This is a genomic window from Metabacillus sp. YM-086 (assembly GCF_048059995.1).
GTDB classification, from domain to species: Bacteria; Bacillota; Bacilli; order Bacillales; family Bacillaceae; genus Metabacillus; species Metabacillus litoralis_B.
The window spans coordinates 123,524-139,038 of sequence record NZ_JBLUOI010000004.1; the positions used below are offsets into that span (position 1 = coordinate 123,524).

13 protein-coding genes and 1 pseudogene are annotated in these 15,515 nt (G+C 38.1%); 10 read left to right on the forward strand and 4 right to left on the reverse strand.

Translation table 11 applies throughout. The features are described from left to right. Positions 1 to 187: 187 nt before the first annotated feature. On the reverse strand, positions 188 to 1,399 hold the full coding sequence (locus ACEWK1_RS03285) for an MFS transporter (protein ID WP_212135828.1): 1,212 nt from the start codon (positions 1,397 to 1,399) through the stop codon (positions 188 to 190). A gap of 142 nt (positions 1,400 to 1,541) precedes the next feature. Here ACEWK1_RS03285 and ACEWK1_RS03290 point away from each other — a divergent pair, with 142 nt between their 5' ends. Then, positions 1,542 to 1,865, forward strand: coding sequence for an antibiotic biosynthesis monooxygenase family protein (locus ACEWK1_RS03290; RefSeq protein ID WP_212135980.1), 324 nt, complete (start codon positions 1,542 to 1,544; stop codon positions 1,863 to 1,865). 44 nt (positions 1,866 to 1,909) lie between these two features. Here ACEWK1_RS03290 and ACEWK1_RS03295 read toward each other — a convergent pair whose 3' ends face one another. Next, positions 1,910 to 2,941 (reverse strand): FecCD family ABC transporter permease, encoded by a 1,032-nt coding sequence (locus ACEWK1_RS03295; RefSeq protein WP_212135830.1) that lies wholly within the window; start codon positions 2,939 to 2,941, stop codon positions 1,910 to 1,912. Further along, entirely contained in the window at positions 2,941 to 3,987 is a 1,047-nt protein-coding gene (locus tag ACEWK1_RS03300; RefSeq protein ID WP_232273797.1) for a FecCD family ABC transporter permease, read from the reverse strand. The genes ACEWK1_RS03295 and ACEWK1_RS03300 overlap by 1 nt, the downstream gene beginning before the upstream one ends. Positions 3,988 to 4,114: 127 nt before the next feature. Here ACEWK1_RS03300 and ACEWK1_RS03305 point away from each other — a divergent pair, with 127 nt between their 5' ends. The 8 genes from ACEWK1_RS03305 to ACEWK1_RS03340 all read left to right on the forward strand — a co-directional run bounded on the left by ACEWK1_RS03305 (position 4,115) and on the right by ACEWK1_RS03340 (position 13,680). Then, the gene (locus ACEWK1_RS03305; protein WP_232273798.1) at positions 4,115 to 5,668 is read left to right on the forward strand and encodes a helix-turn-helix domain-containing protein; all 1,554 of its coding nucleotides are present in this window, start codon (positions 4,115 to 4,117) and stop codon (positions 5,666 to 5,668) included. A gap of 113 nt (positions 5,669 to 5,781) precedes the next feature. Beyond that, the gene (locus tag ACEWK1_RS03310) at positions 5,782 to 6,765 is read left to right on the forward strand and encodes an ABC transporter substrate-binding protein (protein WP_212135832.1); all 984 of its coding nucleotides are present in this window, start codon (positions 5,782 to 5,784) and stop codon (positions 6,763 to 6,765) included. A gap of 109 nt (positions 6,766 to 6,874) precedes the next feature. Further along, the gene (locus tag ACEWK1_RS03315; RefSeq protein WP_212135834.1) at positions 6,875 to 8,704 is read left to right on the forward strand and encodes an IucA/IucC family protein; all 1,830 of its coding nucleotides are present in this window, start codon (positions 6,875 to 6,877) and stop codon (positions 8,702 to 8,704) included. Further along, on the forward strand, positions 8,676 to 10,370 hold the full coding sequence (locus ACEWK1_RS03320) for an IucA/IucC family protein (RefSeq protein WP_232273799.1): 1,695 nt from the start codon (positions 8,676 to 8,678) through the stop codon (positions 10,368 to 10,370). Before ACEWK1_RS03315 ends, ACEWK1_RS03320 begins: the two co-directional genes overlap by 29 nt. After that, complete coding sequence (locus ACEWK1_RS03325) at positions 10,367 to 11,599, forward strand: AMP-binding protein (RefSeq protein WP_212135836.1); 1,233 nt, start codon at positions 10,367 to 10,369, stop codon at positions 11,597 to 11,599. Before ACEWK1_RS03320 ends, ACEWK1_RS03325 begins: the two co-directional genes overlap by 4 nt. Then, entirely contained in the window at positions 11,596 to 11,874 is a 279-nt protein-coding gene (asbD, locus tag ACEWK1_RS03330) for a petrobactin biosynthesis protein AsbD (protein ID WP_212135838.1), read from the forward strand. The genes ACEWK1_RS03325 and asbD overlap by 4 nt, the downstream gene beginning before the upstream one ends. Further along, positions 11,867 to 12,850, forward strand: a complete 984-nt coding sequence (locus tag ACEWK1_RS03335) for a DUF6005 family protein (RefSeq protein WP_212135840.1) — start codon at positions 11,867 to 11,869, stop codon at positions 12,848 to 12,850. The genes asbD and ACEWK1_RS03335 overlap by 8 nt, the downstream gene beginning before the upstream one ends. Continuing rightward, positions 12,847 to 13,680: a sugar phosphate isomerase/epimerase family protein gene (locus ACEWK1_RS03340; protein ID WP_212135842.1), complete on the forward strand. Its 834-nt coding sequence runs from the start codon at positions 12,847 to 12,849 to the stop codon at positions 13,678 to 13,680. The genes ACEWK1_RS03335 and ACEWK1_RS03340 overlap by 4 nt, the downstream gene beginning before the upstream one ends. Before the next feature lie 84 nt (positions 13,681 to 13,764). Here ACEWK1_RS03340 and ACEWK1_RS03345 read toward each other — a convergent pair whose 3' ends face one another. Then, positions 13,765 to 14,718, reverse strand: coding sequence for a hypothetical protein (locus ACEWK1_RS03345; protein WP_212135843.1), 954 nt, complete (start codon positions 14,716 to 14,718; stop codon positions 13,765 to 13,767). Between the two features lie 356 nt (positions 14,719 to 15,074). Between ACEWK1_RS03345 and ACEWK1_RS03350 the strand changes: the two are divergent. After that, positions 15,075 to 15,515 (forward strand): annotated as a pseudogene (locus ACEWK1_RS03350) (glucose-6-phosphate dehydrogenase); the annotation flags it as partial.

The following is a 15,515-nucleotide window of genomic DNA, read 5'->3' on the forward strand; positions in this document are numbered from 1 at the left end:
TTATTTTGGTTGAGCTGAACAGAGGCTGTTGCTTTCCGTTCCAGGCACTTCGCTTTCCGCGGGGCTGGCGGTGAGCCTCCTGTCGCAAGCTCCTGCGCGCCTTTCACTTCAATCAACAGAGTTTGCAACTTCATGTACTGCGGAAATAAACCATAAATAATGTATTCTTATATAGAAATAACCTACATCACCCAGCTTCTTTAAATAAAGAATTCTCTCTATCCCCATTCCTAAACTTCATATAAAAACAACCCGTAATCAGGAGTGACAGCACACCAAAGATCACAGTCATCTGTTGAAATCCGATGATATCTAATAAAAACCCTGTTGCGACTAAAACGATTTGATAGGTGAAATCGTCAAACATTCCCCTGAAGGAGAAAAATCGACCATGAAAGTCACTCGGAACATTTGTCTGAAAGATCGTCGCTGCAGTTGGAAAGAAAGTGCCTACTGAAAAGCCGAATAAAATAAACGCTACAACTGTTATAATCGGCATGTTTGTAAAATAGAGGACTAGTTGAGAAATCCCGATAATAGTAGAAAAGAACAATAACGTAGCATATGGAGACTTGTTCCCATACCTTTTAACGAAAAAAGCACCGAGCATAAAGGAAATTCCTTCTGCAGCATATAGCCAGGCTTTTACTGAGGGATTGTTTTGGATTTCACTTATCGCGATAATGATTAGATTAAAGCCCCCAATAAACAGAATCGGTACGATCGTTAAAACAAGTGTCATGAGGACAAGAGGCTGACCCTTTATAAGAGGAAACACCTCTTTAAATCCTTGTCCCTTTGAAGCAGCGTCTTCTTTAATGCTTTGAGCTTTACACTTTTGTTCATCTACTTTTAAGAAGCATGTAAGAATAAAAAGAACAACATAAGAGATAAACGCCAACAAATAAAGCGTCCAAAGTGACATTACACTTAAGAAAATCCCAGCAGCGGCTGTACCAAGAATGCGGGATAGGGTAGAAACATTTGTATGTATTCCGTTAAGCTGCAATAAATCTTTTTTCTCCACAACAAGAGGGAGAGTTGCTTGCAATGCTGGGAAATAGAAAGCTGCCGAAAGATTAATAGCAATAAGAAACGCAATCATCCACCAAACAGAGCCTGTTTCGATCGCGATAAACATAAAAGCTACACTGATAAGTCGTGCTACACCAGAGTAAAGCATGATAGTTTTCTTGTTGTATTGGTCTGTAATCTTTCCCGCAAGTGGACCAGCGATAATTCCTGCAAAAATACCAGCTACAAGAATAAGAGATTTTAAGAAATCAGAAGATACCTTATCCTGCATAAACTCAAGATCACCGATAATCCCCAGCCATAACCCAAAGCCTGCTACAAACTCACCTGTTAGCAGAATCCACACATTTCTATTTTTTCTCATAAGCAAGAAGCCTCACATTCTCGTAGAATTTTACATTTCATATGTATATATTTTACTAATCACTCATCCTCTTATTGAAATTGATTATCATTATTATTTATAATAACAGAAGATCACACAATGATTAAGGAGGAGATGTAACATTTTTATTCAGAAAAAATCAATCACTGTTACAGAGGGTCATGCGGAGAAGATGGTAGAGCGTTTTGCAGGGGAGGGAATCATTGAGAAGCAACCAGGCTTTATTGATATGAGTGTTAGCAAGAAAAAGCAACGAAAAGGTAATGAAGAAGTGATGATTCTCATTCGTTGGGAATCAGAAAGCGCATGGAAGGCATGGGAAACAAGTGAGATTCATCTAGCTGGACACCGGGAAAATCGTGGCAAACCTTCTCCTTCCTTCATTTTAGATAGCTGTCAAGATTTGTACTATGTACTCGGACAGAAAGAATATACAAGCCCATAAAGGGATAAAGAGATCGCTTATAATCTGATGAGCGATCTCCTTATTTAGCTTTTCAAGCCAACTCCCTTTCTCGTAAGCAACATGTAAATGAGATATGGAGCTCCGATGACAGAGATCACAATACCAACTGGAATATCAGCTGGTGCTAAGAGATTTTTTCCAATCATATCCGCTACAAGTAAAAGAAGGGCACCGATTAAAGCGGAAACTGGTAAAATGCTGAAATAATTTGCTCCACATAGTCGGCGGGCGAGGTGAGGTGCTAGTAGTCCAATAAATGCAATGCCACCACCAACAGCTACACATGCTCCAGCTAATGCTGCTGAAAGAATTAATAAAAACCGGCGCTCAGACTCAACCTTTAGTCCAAGAACATGTGGAACAGTTTCACTAAATTGAAGCAAATTCATTGATCTTGCTTTTAAAAAGGAGGTCGGAATTAAAAGTAGAATCCAAGGTAGCAAAGCCCATACATATGGCCATTGTGCTCCCCAAATGCTACCTGTCAGCCATATCGTTGCTTGTTGAAAATCCTTTGGGTCCATTTTTAATTGGAAAATGATTAATAATGCCCCACATAAAGCATTAAAGCCAAGTCCCATGAGGAGGAGACGGCCAGGGTCAATTCCATTTTTCCAAGAAAAGCTATAGATTAAGAGTGCAATAAGTAAAGCGCCTACAAACGCGAAAACAGGTAGAAAAAAGGTAGAAGAAAGAATGCTGCCTTTGGATTGTCCAAATAGAAAAATACTGCATACAACAGCTAATCCTGCCCCTGCATTTATGCCTAGTATGCCAGGGTCGGCTAATGAATTACGTGATAAGCCTTGGAGAATCGCTCCTGATAGTGCTAGTCCTGCTCCAATTAATAGTGCAATCATCATTCGCGGTAATCTTAATTGATACAAAACAAGTTCTTGTTGAGGTGTTCCATTTCCTAAAAGTGTCGCAACGATATCTTTGAGTGAAATGGGCAAAACTCCTGTTGAAAGACTGATTATAAAAACGCTAAGAATCAAGCATGTAAGTAGTAATAGCCATAATTTAGATTGAAGTAATGCTTCTTTCCAGTCCATTACATATACCCCCTTTTCTGACGAGATAGATAAAGGAAAATTGGTACCCCGACAAGGGCAGTAACTGCACTAACAGGTGTTTCAAAAGGTGGGTTGATCATTCGGGCGCCGATATCTGCCACAACAAGAAGAAATGCTCCAGCAATCGCACTAAGCGGTAGCAATATACGATAATCGGGACCAACAAGCAACCGAATCACATGTGGAATTACAAGTCCGATAAACCCGATTGCACCAGCAATTGAAACAGCAGCACCTGACAGTAAAATAACACTGATCAATCCGATCCAACCAACCTTTTGATAAGATTGTCCAAGTCCTGTAGCGACCTCTTCTCCCATGGCTAAAATGGTGAGCGAACGACTTATCCATAATGCTAGTGTTAGACCAATGATAACGGTGGGAAGGAGAATGAAAACATGAAGCCATTTTGTGCCTGATAATCCTCCAGCAAACCAAAAGCTAAGGTCTTGGGATACTTGAAAATAAAGCGCGATACCAGTTGATAAGGCACTAAAAAGTGTACTCAAGGCAGCCCCAGCTAAAGTAAGTGTTACAGGAGAGATGCGGTCTCTTGATATCATCGAGAAGGCTAAAACACAAAATGCACCAATCGCTGATCCTGCAAATGACCAAAGAAGAAGCACCCAATAAGATCCTGATCCTACAAACGCAAGTGAAATCGCAATGGCTAATCCAGAACCATGTGTAATTCCAATAATAGAAGGATCAGCAAGTGGATTTCGTGTAAGTCCTTGCATAATTGTTCCTGCAACTGCAAGGGTTGCTCCGACTAAAGCGGCCGTTAGAGCACGCGGAATCCTGATTTCTCGGATAAGCTGGTGCTCAATATTTCCATTTTGAAACGAAAAAAAAGAATCTATGATAACAGCAGGTCTTATCCAAACTGCTCCAAGACCAATGGAAACAATTAAGCTAATAAAAATGAAAAGCAGACCAACTAAACTCAGTACTGTTGTGTTATTGTGCTTCACAGATTGAGATGGTGTATCACATGCTAATTCAGTCATTGAATGGTTTTTCATCAGAATCATTCCTTTTATTTTTCGTGTAAATGATTATCATTTTCATTTACTGTCGTAATTGTCTATTAATCTACTATTGTTACCTTCAGTTTGTCAATTCTTTTTCTAAAATAAGGAAGGTGCTTTTATGTCACAGTTACTTTTGACGAAACTTCATCATTTTAAGCTTGATATGTTAAAAGTTCGGGATGGAGGTGTTGAGTCAATCAACATCATGAACGGGCATATTAACCTTATGTACATTGCTTCGGGTCATGGGTTTTTAACGAAAAATGGAGAACAGGAAGCTCTTAAAGAAGGTAAAAGTTATTTCCTAACAGAAGACTGTCATTTTCTATCCACATCTTCTGAGCTTTTAACAGTTTATATGCTGTCATGGGATAAGGAAGTAAAAAACCTTTCAAATGTTTTGTCCATTCGCCTAGCTGATCAATTGCCAGCAAAGATGGTGTCACTATGGGATGAAGCGATTCGGTTACAAAATGGGGAGTCGTTATCGGCTCAATGTAAATTTCAATCTGCAGTTTGGACGATCTTATCTTTGTTAACAGATTATGCTGAAGTGGATCAAATTGAGGAAACGATTGAGTTAATTCGAAAGAATGTAGCCAATCCATATTCGGTAGCAACACTAGCTGAAAAGGCAAATATGACACCAAATTCTTTTACACGTGCGTTTAAAAAGCGAGTAGGAATGTCACCTAAAGAGTTTTTAATGGAGGAAAGAATACAAACTGCGAAAGCGCTGATGCTTCAAAATAAGGGGATTACAACAAAAGATGTTGCGATGAAAATCGGGTTACAGGATGAATTTTATTTTAGTCGTCTTTTTAAACAAAAAGTAGGAGAGGCTCCTACCATTTTTATGAAAAAGTCAAAGGAAAGAATTGCGGTTGTGAGTCAAATGTTTTTACAAGATCATTTGCTGTCATTAGGCATACAGCCTGTAGCGGCTCCATTCTATCCATCCGTTTATCCTTTGAGTGGTGGGCTTCCAAGCTATCTAGAACATCATTTACAAGGAACACGTTTACTAAATGCAGAAAAGATGTTCAAACCAGAGGAAGTTCTTCAATCACAGCCAGACCGCATTTTAAAAACTCCGTTACATAATGGAGAGGTACAAGCTGTGTTGCTTTCACATCAACAAAGAGTGCAGCATATTTCATTCAAAACGGAATGGAATGACTATCTTCGCGAGATTGCAAGCTTGCTTGGAAGAGAGAGTATGGTTGATAAAATTGAACAGGAGATTTCTTGCTTAGAGTCAAAGGTGAAGGATGAACTCTGTCCTTTAACGCGTAAAGGGAAATGGGCGGTTATTTGGATTAGACAAAATGAAATTCGTCTTTATGGCCACAGCCATCATGCTTGTTTTGATTTGTTATATCAAAAGCTGGGCTTTGAGCCTCATCCTGATTTGCCTACTAGCGGATATCGATTACTAACAGTAGAGGAGCTTGCCACATTAAATATTGACAAGCTGCTTATCCTTTGGAGTCATGAAAAAGATGTATGGAAAGTGGTTCAATCAAAGGAATGGAAGAAAATAAAAGCTGTTAAAAATAAGGAAGTTTATTATCCTAAGAGCCACGAATGGGATCCTTGGGGACCAATAGGCAGGAAACAAATGCTCCTTCAATTTAGCTCAAGCTTTAAAGCTTCAAAATTAATGTCATAGTTTAGTAAGGTGTGTATTTCGTCCATGTAAAAAGGATGAAATCTCCATGTTCGCTTTAATTGATAATTGTTATCATCATAAATGAAATTCATTATCAATTAGGAGGAAGGCTCATGGCAAAGAAATTAGCTTTATGGAGCATGATGTTAATGCTGCTTTTACTTGTATTAACAGCATGCGGTAATGGAGAAAAAACTGCTTCTAATGCAGAAGAGAATAAAGAAGAACAAGCAGCAGAGGAAGTAAACGAGACAGAGCAAGAAGAGCAAGTAGCGGAGACAAGAAAAGTTAAGCATTTATACGGAGAAGCAGAAGTACCGATGAACCCAGAGAAAATTGTGCTTTTATCACATGTTTCATGGGAAGGTTCACTCGTATCTGTAGGGGTAAAACCACATGCTGTTATGGCATATGACAATGAATTCCCACCACATTTAACAGAAGAATTAGCTGGTGTAACAGCTCTGCCATATGCAGATGAAATAAATACGGAAGAAATTGTAAAGCTTAACCCTGACTTATTAATTATCAGTGATCGATACAAACCATTGTACGATGCATTAGCTGAGACAATTCCTACTGTTGTTGTTGAGGTAGGCGGAGATTGGAAGGAAGATCACCTAAAAGTAGCTGAAGCAGCTGGTAAATTAGAAGAGGGTAAAAAGGTAATTGAAGATCTAGAAAAAGAAGCAGAAGATATCGGAAATCGTATTCGTGAGAAGGTTGGGGAAGAAACCTTCATGGCAGTTGGTATCAATAAAAAGGACATTCGTGTATATGGAACAACAAATCATGCAACGAACTCATTATTATTTGATGATCTAAAACTAAAACCAACTGAGAACCTCCCTGAAGATTTTGGTGAAAATATTTCGATTGAAGGTCTAGTAAAATATGATCCTGATCACATTATTGATGTTACTTACTTTAATAGTGGAGAATACTATGACTCTGTTACTCAAGGAGAAGTTTGGAAAAACCTAAGAGCAGTACAAAATGATAAAGTACATACTCTTACAACTACTTGGGGCTTTTGGGATCCGATTGAACGTCAAAAAGGCTTGAAAGAAATTGAAACATTATTATTAGGTGAATAATCATCACTTTTGAAAATGTAGTCTTCTGTAAAGGAAGACTATTTTTCCCTCACCTAATGAGAATGATTTTCAATTATTAGGACTATAGACTCTGTGAAAGGGTGGAAATATGAACGATTCAGCTAAAATAATCGCTGAAAACGCAACGTTTCAGGCCTTTTTTAATAGTTATATTCGAGAAGCTGGTACTGGACATTACATAAGGACGGAGGATTGGATCATAGAAAATAGGTCTTCGATCCTCCTTGATGGTCCATACATCATAGAGCTTGAGCTTCTTCAGCAAGACATTCTGCTAGCAATCGAAGTAAACTATCTCTCAAAGGTTGGAAGGCATGTTTTAGGAGCAGCACATAAGTACTGTCAGAAGGGAAAGCAGTGGTATAGAGAAGAAAAGCTCACCCTTATGATGACGTTGATTCAAGAGCTTCACTTAATAACAAATTCTAACAGTGATCATGATCTTGCTTCACATTATGATGAACTTATTCTCAGATTAATCGGTAGCTATCAAACAATGAAAAGATATATTGAAGCAAGAATGGAGGATTCTCAAACTCTTTATTCAGAAAACAGCTCATTTATTGAAACAGAGCAATCGTTACTTTTTGGTCATTGGTTTCACCCTACACCAAAAAGCAGGCAAGGAATGTCATATTGGCAGCACAAAAGCTTTGCACCAGAATTAGCAGGAAGTTTTCAGCTTCATTACTTTCAAGTTGATTCCAGCATGATAAAAGAAGAATGCATTTTGTCAACTGAGAGTGCTAGTGATCTGCTGAAAACAGCCTTAATTCATTCATCTCCGACTCTACACATACCGAAAGAAGCTTTTATCATTCCAATGCACCCACTTCAAGCTCAGTGGCTTTTACAACAAGATCATGTGAAAGACGCGATGAATAAGGGATTAATAAAGGCCTTAGGGACTTTAGGTAAACACTATACCGCAACATCCTCACTACGAACGGTTTATAGAGCTGATGAGGAGTATATGCTCAAATTTTCAATTCCTGTGAAAGTCACCAATTCATTACGAGTTAATCAACAGCATGAACTAAAAGCAGGAGTTGTAATAGCAAGATTATGGAGGAAATTATCGTTTATTGAAGCCTATCCAGCTTTTCAAATGATTGACGATCCAGGTTATGTAACGGTTGATTTTCCAAATCAGAAAGAATCAGGATTTGAAGTGATTATTAGGTCAAATCCCTTTCCAAAAGGAAGCGATAAGGGAATAAGCTCGATTGCAGCTATTGTTCAAGATCCTTTGCCAAATCAACAATCAAGGCTTTATCACCTCATTATGAAGGTGGTCAAGCGGGATCATCTTTCCATAAAGGAAGTGAGTATGAAATGGTTTAAAAAGTATTGGTGCTGTGCAGTTGAACCACTTATCCGTTTATATGATGAATATGGAATTGCGTTAGAAGCTCATCAGCAAAACAGTGTTTTAGATGTTTCAGAGGGTTATCCAAAAACATATTTTTATCGGGATAATCAGGGCTATTATTTATCAGAACATCACAAACAATTTCTATGTCAGATCGAGCCTTCGTTATTGGAAGCACCGGAGCTTTTTTATGAGAATTCGTTAATACAAGAAAGGTTTACCTATTATTTAGTGATGAATCAGCTTTTCTCGGTCATCTACCGATTTGGAGCTGATGGACTAATACCTGAAGTAACTCTGCTTGAGTGGTCATTAGATAAGCTGAAGATGTTAGAAGGAGAGCTAGTAGGGCAAGGCAAGCAATTTGTTTCTAGCTTATTAAATGAAGAAAAACTATCATACAAAGCAAATTTATTAACACGTCTTCATGATGTAGATGAACTAACAGCCAAGCTAGAGCAAGCCATTTACACAAAAATAGATAATCCTTTCTTACCCCTTCAAAAGGAGGAGAAATGTGCAAAAGTTATCTCTTATACCTACTAAAACAACAGAAGCACGAGTGAAAAAACAATTAGTTGAGGCGATGATATATGAAGGTTTGATTCAATTTGACGAAAGGGATGGCACCTTTCTTCTATTCGGAAAATCACGTACCTATCGTTTAAGAGGAAAAAGAATGGCCTTTGATAGGGTGCGTTTAGATGAAGAAAATATGGAGGCAACATTAGAAGAGCTAGTAGAAGAGTGTATAGCAGATGATGAGGCAAAACGGCGATTAATCAGAGAGTTAACTCAAACGATAAATCTATGTGAGTGGAATGAAACTCATCTTTTCCATCCCGTGTCCAGGAGGGATGCAAGCTATGAAGAATTAGAATCAGAAATCATGGAAGGTCATCCCTATCATCCGTGCTTTAAGTCACGTATCGGCTTTTCAGTTGAAGATCATAAACAGTATGGTCCAGAAGCAAAACGATCGTTTCCATTAATATGGACAGCGGTGAAAAGAAACAAAGTTAGAATATCGTTACCTGGAGACGAAGAAGCATTTTGGAGGAAAGAGCTTGGTTCATTAATGTGGGAATACCTGTTACAGCAGCTTCATTCGATGGGAGAAAGCTTTGAAACCTATACGTTTTTACCAATTCATCCTTATCAATGGGAGTCAATTCAAGAACAACTAGAAAATCATCTCAATGCGAGAGAAATTCTTTTGTTAGTGGTAAAAGGGGATTATTACAGAGCAACGCAATCTGTTCGCACCTTATGGAACGAGTCCAATCCAGAAAAAGCGAATATCAAGCTGTCTATGAACATGGTCAACACATCTTCTGTAAGAACATTACAACCTCATGGAGTTTGTGCAGCACCGTATCTTTCAACTTGGCTTGATCACATCATTCAAAAAGATGTTTATCTAAAAAATGAGGCATCGCTCGTTATGTTGAAGGAATATGCTGGTATCACTTTTGAATCATTGGAGCAAGAGCTAGAAGGACAGCTAGGAGCCATTTGGAGAGAAAGCTTAAGGCTATATGTGGAAGAAGATGTGAGGGCTGTCCCGTGTAATGCTCTATCATTAATCGAGCAAGATGGTCGACCATTTATTGATGATTGGCTTAATCGATATGGAATTGAAACTTGGTTAAACCAATTGTTACGAGTAAGTGTAGTCCCTGTCTGGCATCTTCTTATCGCACATGGAATTGCCATTGAGGCCCATGCCCAAAATATGATTCTTTTACACAAAAATGGCTGGCCAACAAAAGTGGTTTTACGAGATTTTCATGATAGTTTGGAGTATGTTGAGGAGTTCTTAGTAGATCAAGACCTCGTTCCAAATTTCAGAAGCATTCATCCTGCTTTTAAAGATGCACCTGTTAATCAATATTATTGGATGTCATCTGTGGAGGCGTTAAGAGAGCTAGCAATGGATACCTTATTTGTCTTTCATCTATCAGAATTATCAGCTCTACTTGGAAAACACTATGGCTACAAAGAGGAAAAATTTTGGAATGCAGTCGATACAGTGATCTCTCTTCACTTGGATAAATTCCCCGAGTTAAAACAACGACACAAACAGGTAGAAATCAACAAACAGTCTATATATGTTGAATCTCTTTTAAAGAAAAAGCTTAACAGAAAGAGTGGAAGTGAATTTCGTCACCTTGTGAAAAATAAGTTAGAAAAAAGGGAGGATTTGCGATGATCTATGTGGATGATCATTACTATACATTGCATGAAGTGGAGAAGCAATTTGAGCTCTTTGATTCCATTCAACCGATAAGAGAATGTCAACATAAAAGATTAGCTGTTTGTTTATCTGATATGTTTCAGTGGATCACACTCTGCTTATATATTCGTCAAAAAGGAGGAATGGTGTTTCCTATTCATCCTTCGACACCACAAGAAGGAGCGTTACGAATGGCGACTGCTGCTTCTTGCAACCTTCTATTCTATCAATCATTCCATTCTATAACTGAATTATCTAGTAGAGAATGGGAAGGTGAAGGTGGTCTTATTCAAATGAGTTCGGGTACAACAGGTGCTCCTAAATGTATTGAACGATCATGGAATTCGGTTGAGGAAGAGCTCAATAGTTATGTTTCTGCTTTATCTCTTGATCGTTTCACCACCTCAATCGTAGCTTGTCCTGTTACTCATTCTTATGGATTAATTAGCGGTGTGCTTTCTTGTCTAAAAAGAGGGGCAGAGCCTGTTATCATCACAAAAATGAATCCAAGCTTTATATTGAAAAAACTAAGTGAACATCGTAATCATATTCTTTATGCAGCACCAACACTTCTGCACACTCTAAGCAGGTTAATGGGTGCGAATCAACGGTGCCACTATGTGATGACTTCAGGAACAGTTATCCCAGCTACTTGGTTAGAGTCTTTAAAAGCCGTATCAACAAAGGTTTTTCAGCAGTATGGATGCTCTGAGGCTGGATGTGTTGCCGTTCACACAAATTTACAACAGGCTTGGGAAATGGGATATCCTTTGCCACATCTAAGCGTGGAAGCGGGTGTAATCGATTCACCGAGTGAGATCATCATTCATACAGCAACAAAGTCCATTTCTACAAAGGATTTAGGCTATGTTAAGGATGGGATTCTATCATTTTTAGCAAGAATGGATGACACGATTAATGTTGCTGGCTTAAATGTATACCCTCAAGAAGTGGAAAATGTGTTGATGAAGAAACCGAGAATCATTGAAGCCGTTGTATTTAGAAAGCAAAACAAATTCACAGGAGAACGGGTATGTGCTCAATATGTTTCAACTGAATTTATTGAAGAAATAGTGCTTAGGGAATGGTGTAGCAAGTATCTTGCTCCGCATCAAATACCGATCGAGTTCGAACGTGTTTCACAAATTTACAAACTACCAAATGGCAAGGTAAGTCGAAAAAAATTAGCGGAGACGTACATATGACAAGAGATGATATCATTCAAGCAATCTATCACATATTGAAAAATAAAATAGAGCTTCCGACGATCGATTCTTTTCATGAAGAAGCACGTTTAAATGAAGATCTTTATATGGATTCAGTCATGATTTTAGAGCTGATTTTATTCATTGAGTTAGATCTAGGGATCAAAATGCCAGACGAGGCACTTTCACCAAATGATTTTAGAACAGTAGGCCACTTAGCTACTTTCTTAGAGCGTCAGCATGAAAAAGGGGTGGTGGTGGAAACTCATGATTAAAGTTCATTGCTTTGTTAGCTGTGTTTGTGAGGTCATTAAAAAAACAAATGGAGTTGACCATAGGCCTTATTATTTTGGTGTATGGGACGCAGATTTTGATGTTCTTGAGGATGGAACATTAAGGTACCATTCAGACAGAATCAACCATGAATTTTTTCAAACATGGTATGAAATACTTTACGGTATTAAGCTACAAAAATGGTATGACGAATCAAAAACAAAGCAGGAAAATATCAAAAAGATGTTAACACTTTTAGAGGATAAAGATCGGCACCAATACGTGATGGTGATGCTCGACTTATCACTGCTTCCAGAACGAGAAAATAAGTTTCATTCAAAGCCTTTTCCTCATTATGTGATGCTTGAAAAAACAGGAAATGAGGATGAGTGGTTTATGTATGATCCTGATTTTAGGTGGGAGGGCGTATTACCGAAGGACAGAATTCTGAACGCCATTGCGGAACCAGCAGTAGAAGGAGGGTATGTTTTTCAGGCTGAAAGGATTCGCCCTCCAAGTGCTGAGACAATTCAAGCTTATTTTCATACTTGCCTTAAGCTTGATTCCAATCCTATTACGGATGCTCTATCAGACATTGTTAAAGCCTATACAATTGGAGAACAGAAGGAGAATCTAGCTCAGCTTTCACCGGCATTAAAGCAATTACCTGTACTTGCGATTCGAAAATATGCGTATGAGCATGCCTTTGCTTACTTTTGGGAGCTTCTTGAGCTTGAGGAGGATGGCTTTGAAGCTTGGTGTGATGAAATTGAACATCTTGTAAAGGGATATACAACTATACAATACCGAACAATGAAGCTTGCGCTAACAAAGGACTTATCACTTGTTGATGATATTACTTCAAAATTAGCCGAGCAAAACGAACGAGAATTTAAGATTAAACAGGGATTATTACAATGCTTTGAACAATGGTCTAAAGGACAAAACAACAAGATAAAGAAGGTGACAATGATATGAAGCTCTCGATCTGCACAATCTCTTTTCGACATCATCTCCACTCCCTTGATCAAATCGCACACTGGGCTCAAAAACACGATTTTCAGGGAATTGAGCTTTGGGGAATTCATGCAAAAAACCTAGCCGATGAACCTCATTATGGAGCAGACTGGCTGAATGCATATGGTTTAGAAACAAGTATGCTTAGCGATTACCTTCCGTTAGAGGCTAGCGAATCAGATCTACTTGCAGAAACGAAAAAGCTTTCTCAACTAGCAAAGCATTGGGGAACAAAAAAGATTCGCACTTTTGTTGGAAAAAAGGGAAGTGCGCAGACAACTAAAATGGAACGAGAAGATTTGATAGAAAAGCTTCAATTGATCTGTGAATACCTTTATTCAGAAGGCCAGTCTGTTCTTGTTGAAACACATCCAAATACGTTAGCAGATAACGTAGCTTCAACGATTCAGCTGCTTGAAGAAGCAAATCACCCTGCTCTCCGAATAAACTTTGATGTGTTACATGTATGGGAATCTGGCATAAATCCACTTGAAGCTATGAAGCAGCTTGGACCATATGTGTCTCATTTTCACTTTAAAAATATTGCCTCGCGGTCTCAATTAGATGTTTTCTCTCCTAATAATGTTTATGCAGCCGCCGGCTCTAGAAAAGGAATGGTTTCATTATTTGAAGGGGCTGTAAATTATCAGGAGTTCCTTGAGAAGCTGATTCCAACAATGGACGTACAGGCATCGTTAGAATGGTTTGGTCCAAATGTGAAGGAAGTGCTTGAGAAGGATGGAAAGCAGATTAATGAGATAATTGAGGCTATGAAGGTGAGAAAAGAGTAGTGATTTTGAATAAAGTTAGCAAAGAAAGTAGCCTATCAATTCATGCAAATTGATAGGCTATTTTTGATTGTTTTTTCCTATATTTTATTCTGTTGCTTGTAATGTTTGCTCATACTTCCTTAATGCCTTTTCAATCTGGGGTACAGCTTCATAGGTGCCTGACTGATTTTTTTCCTCTGTGCGCGCCTTTAAGCGTTGAAGCATTGCCATTTGTTCTTCGTACTGCTCTTTACTTCCATTTGTGATGAGATCATTTTTAATTGTTTCCATTAACTGATATTGTGATATTTCGTAACGAGTTCTCTCTAATTGAAGTTTAGCAGGTCTTACAATCTCTTCTCCGAATTTTTTCCTTGTGTCAGCATTAGGAATTTGACCAATTAACAAATCCATTTGCTTCATACTACTTCTTAATTGCAGAAATGAATCATTAAGCAGGGGGAGATTTCCTGAGTCGATTATCGTTTTATATTTCTTAGTATAGGCGGTTACTAAATGGCCTTGGGTGACAGTTTCCTTTAAGTATAAATCGTTATAAATTTGTCGAGGGAGTGATTTATATCCAGTAGTCTGTTTTATTTCTTTCCCACGTTTTTTTAGTCTATCTAATTTATCAAGCAAAGATTCTGCAGCCTCTAGCTGATCTGCTTCTACTTTGTCAGTCACTTTATCTAATAACCGATATTGTGAAACCTCATATATCGTTCGCTCAATGTCCACCTTCGCGGGATGAACAAACCATCTTTGTAGATTTTTACGGTTTTGATAACCAGGAACCTTCCCGATCGTTTGTTCAATCTTTTTTAGATCACTCGTGAAATCATCATATAAATGATTGATTTTTTCAATGTCTCCTGCTTCAACAGCTCGATAGTAAGTAAGGATTTTCTCGGAAAATACTTCGCCTTGCTTATATGCTTGTTGAAACGTAACTTGTGAAGACGTTTGAACTTGGGCATTTACAGGATCAATAAGGACAGCATTACTTGTTAAAAGAAGACTCGAGATAAGGGCTCCTTTTATAAAATGTTTTTTCACTTTTAAAACCTCTCCTCTGTTTAAGTATCTATTAATAAGACGTTTCTGTTTAGGAGAAAGTTCCAGATTTCCCTAAATATGAAGCTTAAGTAGGAGGAGGAAACTGGATTTTACTAAGAAAGACTTATCAGGATTTAGCCGTATGTGCTTACAAATTAGCAGGGGTAAGATTTGTTTATCGTCGATTATTAAGCTTTTATCTTCGATTTTGCCCTACTTATTTCCGATTCGATAAATTTCGACAATCTCAAGAATTACACCAGAGTATTCAATAAATTCCCCCTTTTAATTTAGCTACCATCGGACACAATAAGCATAATAAATGTTTATAAAAGGCAAAAAAGGATGGCGGTAAGATGGATTCTTCAACCTTTGTATTATTTGGTGCAACTGGAGATTTGGCAAAGAGAAAAATTATTCCGGCCCTGTTTCGATTATTTTATGAACAAAAGCTGTCAACTCCGTTTTCGATCATAGGGGCTAGCCTTACAGACCTCTCTGATGAAGATTTTCATGAGCATATCAAGCAAACGATTCAATCCTTTACAGAGTTTGATGCAACAATCCCTCAAATGCAGGAGTTTCTCAAGCTTATTCGCTACTGCAAGGTGGATGTGACAAAGGATCAGGAATATCAAAGATTATTAACTCTAATCCAAGAGCGAGAACAGGTGTTACATATTCCAGAAAACCGTTTGTTTTATTTATCGGTGGCTCCACAATTTTTTGATGTGATCGCATTAAAGATAAAAGAATCAGGTTTAGGAGAGACAAACGGATGGAAGCGGCTTATTATC

Bases quoted from the DNA above. Each gene is read 5' to 3' on its own strand.
- ACEWK1_RS03285 (WP_212135828.1), bottom strand. From the start codon at position 1,399: ATGAGAAAAAATAGAAATGTGTGGATTCTGCTAACAGGTGAGTTTGTA.
- ACEWK1_RS03295 (WP_212135830.1), bottom strand. From the start codon at position 2,941: ATGGACTGGAAAGAAGCATTACTTCAATCTAAATTATGGCTATTACTA.
- ACEWK1_RS03300 (WP_232273797.1), bottom strand. From the start codon at position 3,987: ATGAAAAACCATTCAATGACTGAATTAGCATGTGATACACCATCTCAA.
- ACEWK1_RS03305 (WP_232273798.1), top strand. From the start codon at position 4,115: ATGTCACAGTTACTTTTGACGAAACTTCATCATTTTAAGCTTGATATG.
- ACEWK1_RS03310 (WP_212135832.1), top strand. From the start codon at position 5,782: ATGGCAAAGAAATTAGCTTTATGGAGCATGATGTTAATGCTGCTTTTA.
- ACEWK1_RS03315 (WP_212135834.1), top strand. From the start codon at position 6,875: ATGAACGATTCAGCTAAAATAATCGCTGAAAACGCAACGTTTCAGGCC.
- ACEWK1_RS03325 (WP_212135836.1), top strand. From the start codon at position 10,367: ATGATCTATGTGGATGATCATTACTATACATTGCATGAAGTGGAGAAG.
- asbD (WP_212135838.1), top strand. From the start codon at position 11,596: ATGACAAGAGATGATATCATTCAAGCAATCTATCACATATTGAAAAAT.
- ACEWK1_RS03335 (WP_212135840.1), top strand. From the start codon at position 11,867: ATGATTAAAGTTCATTGCTTTGTTAGCTGTGTTTGTGAGGTCATTAAA.
- ACEWK1_RS03340 (WP_212135842.1), top strand. From the start codon at position 12,847: ATGAAGCTCTCGATCTGCACAATCTCTTTTCGACATCATCTCCACTCC.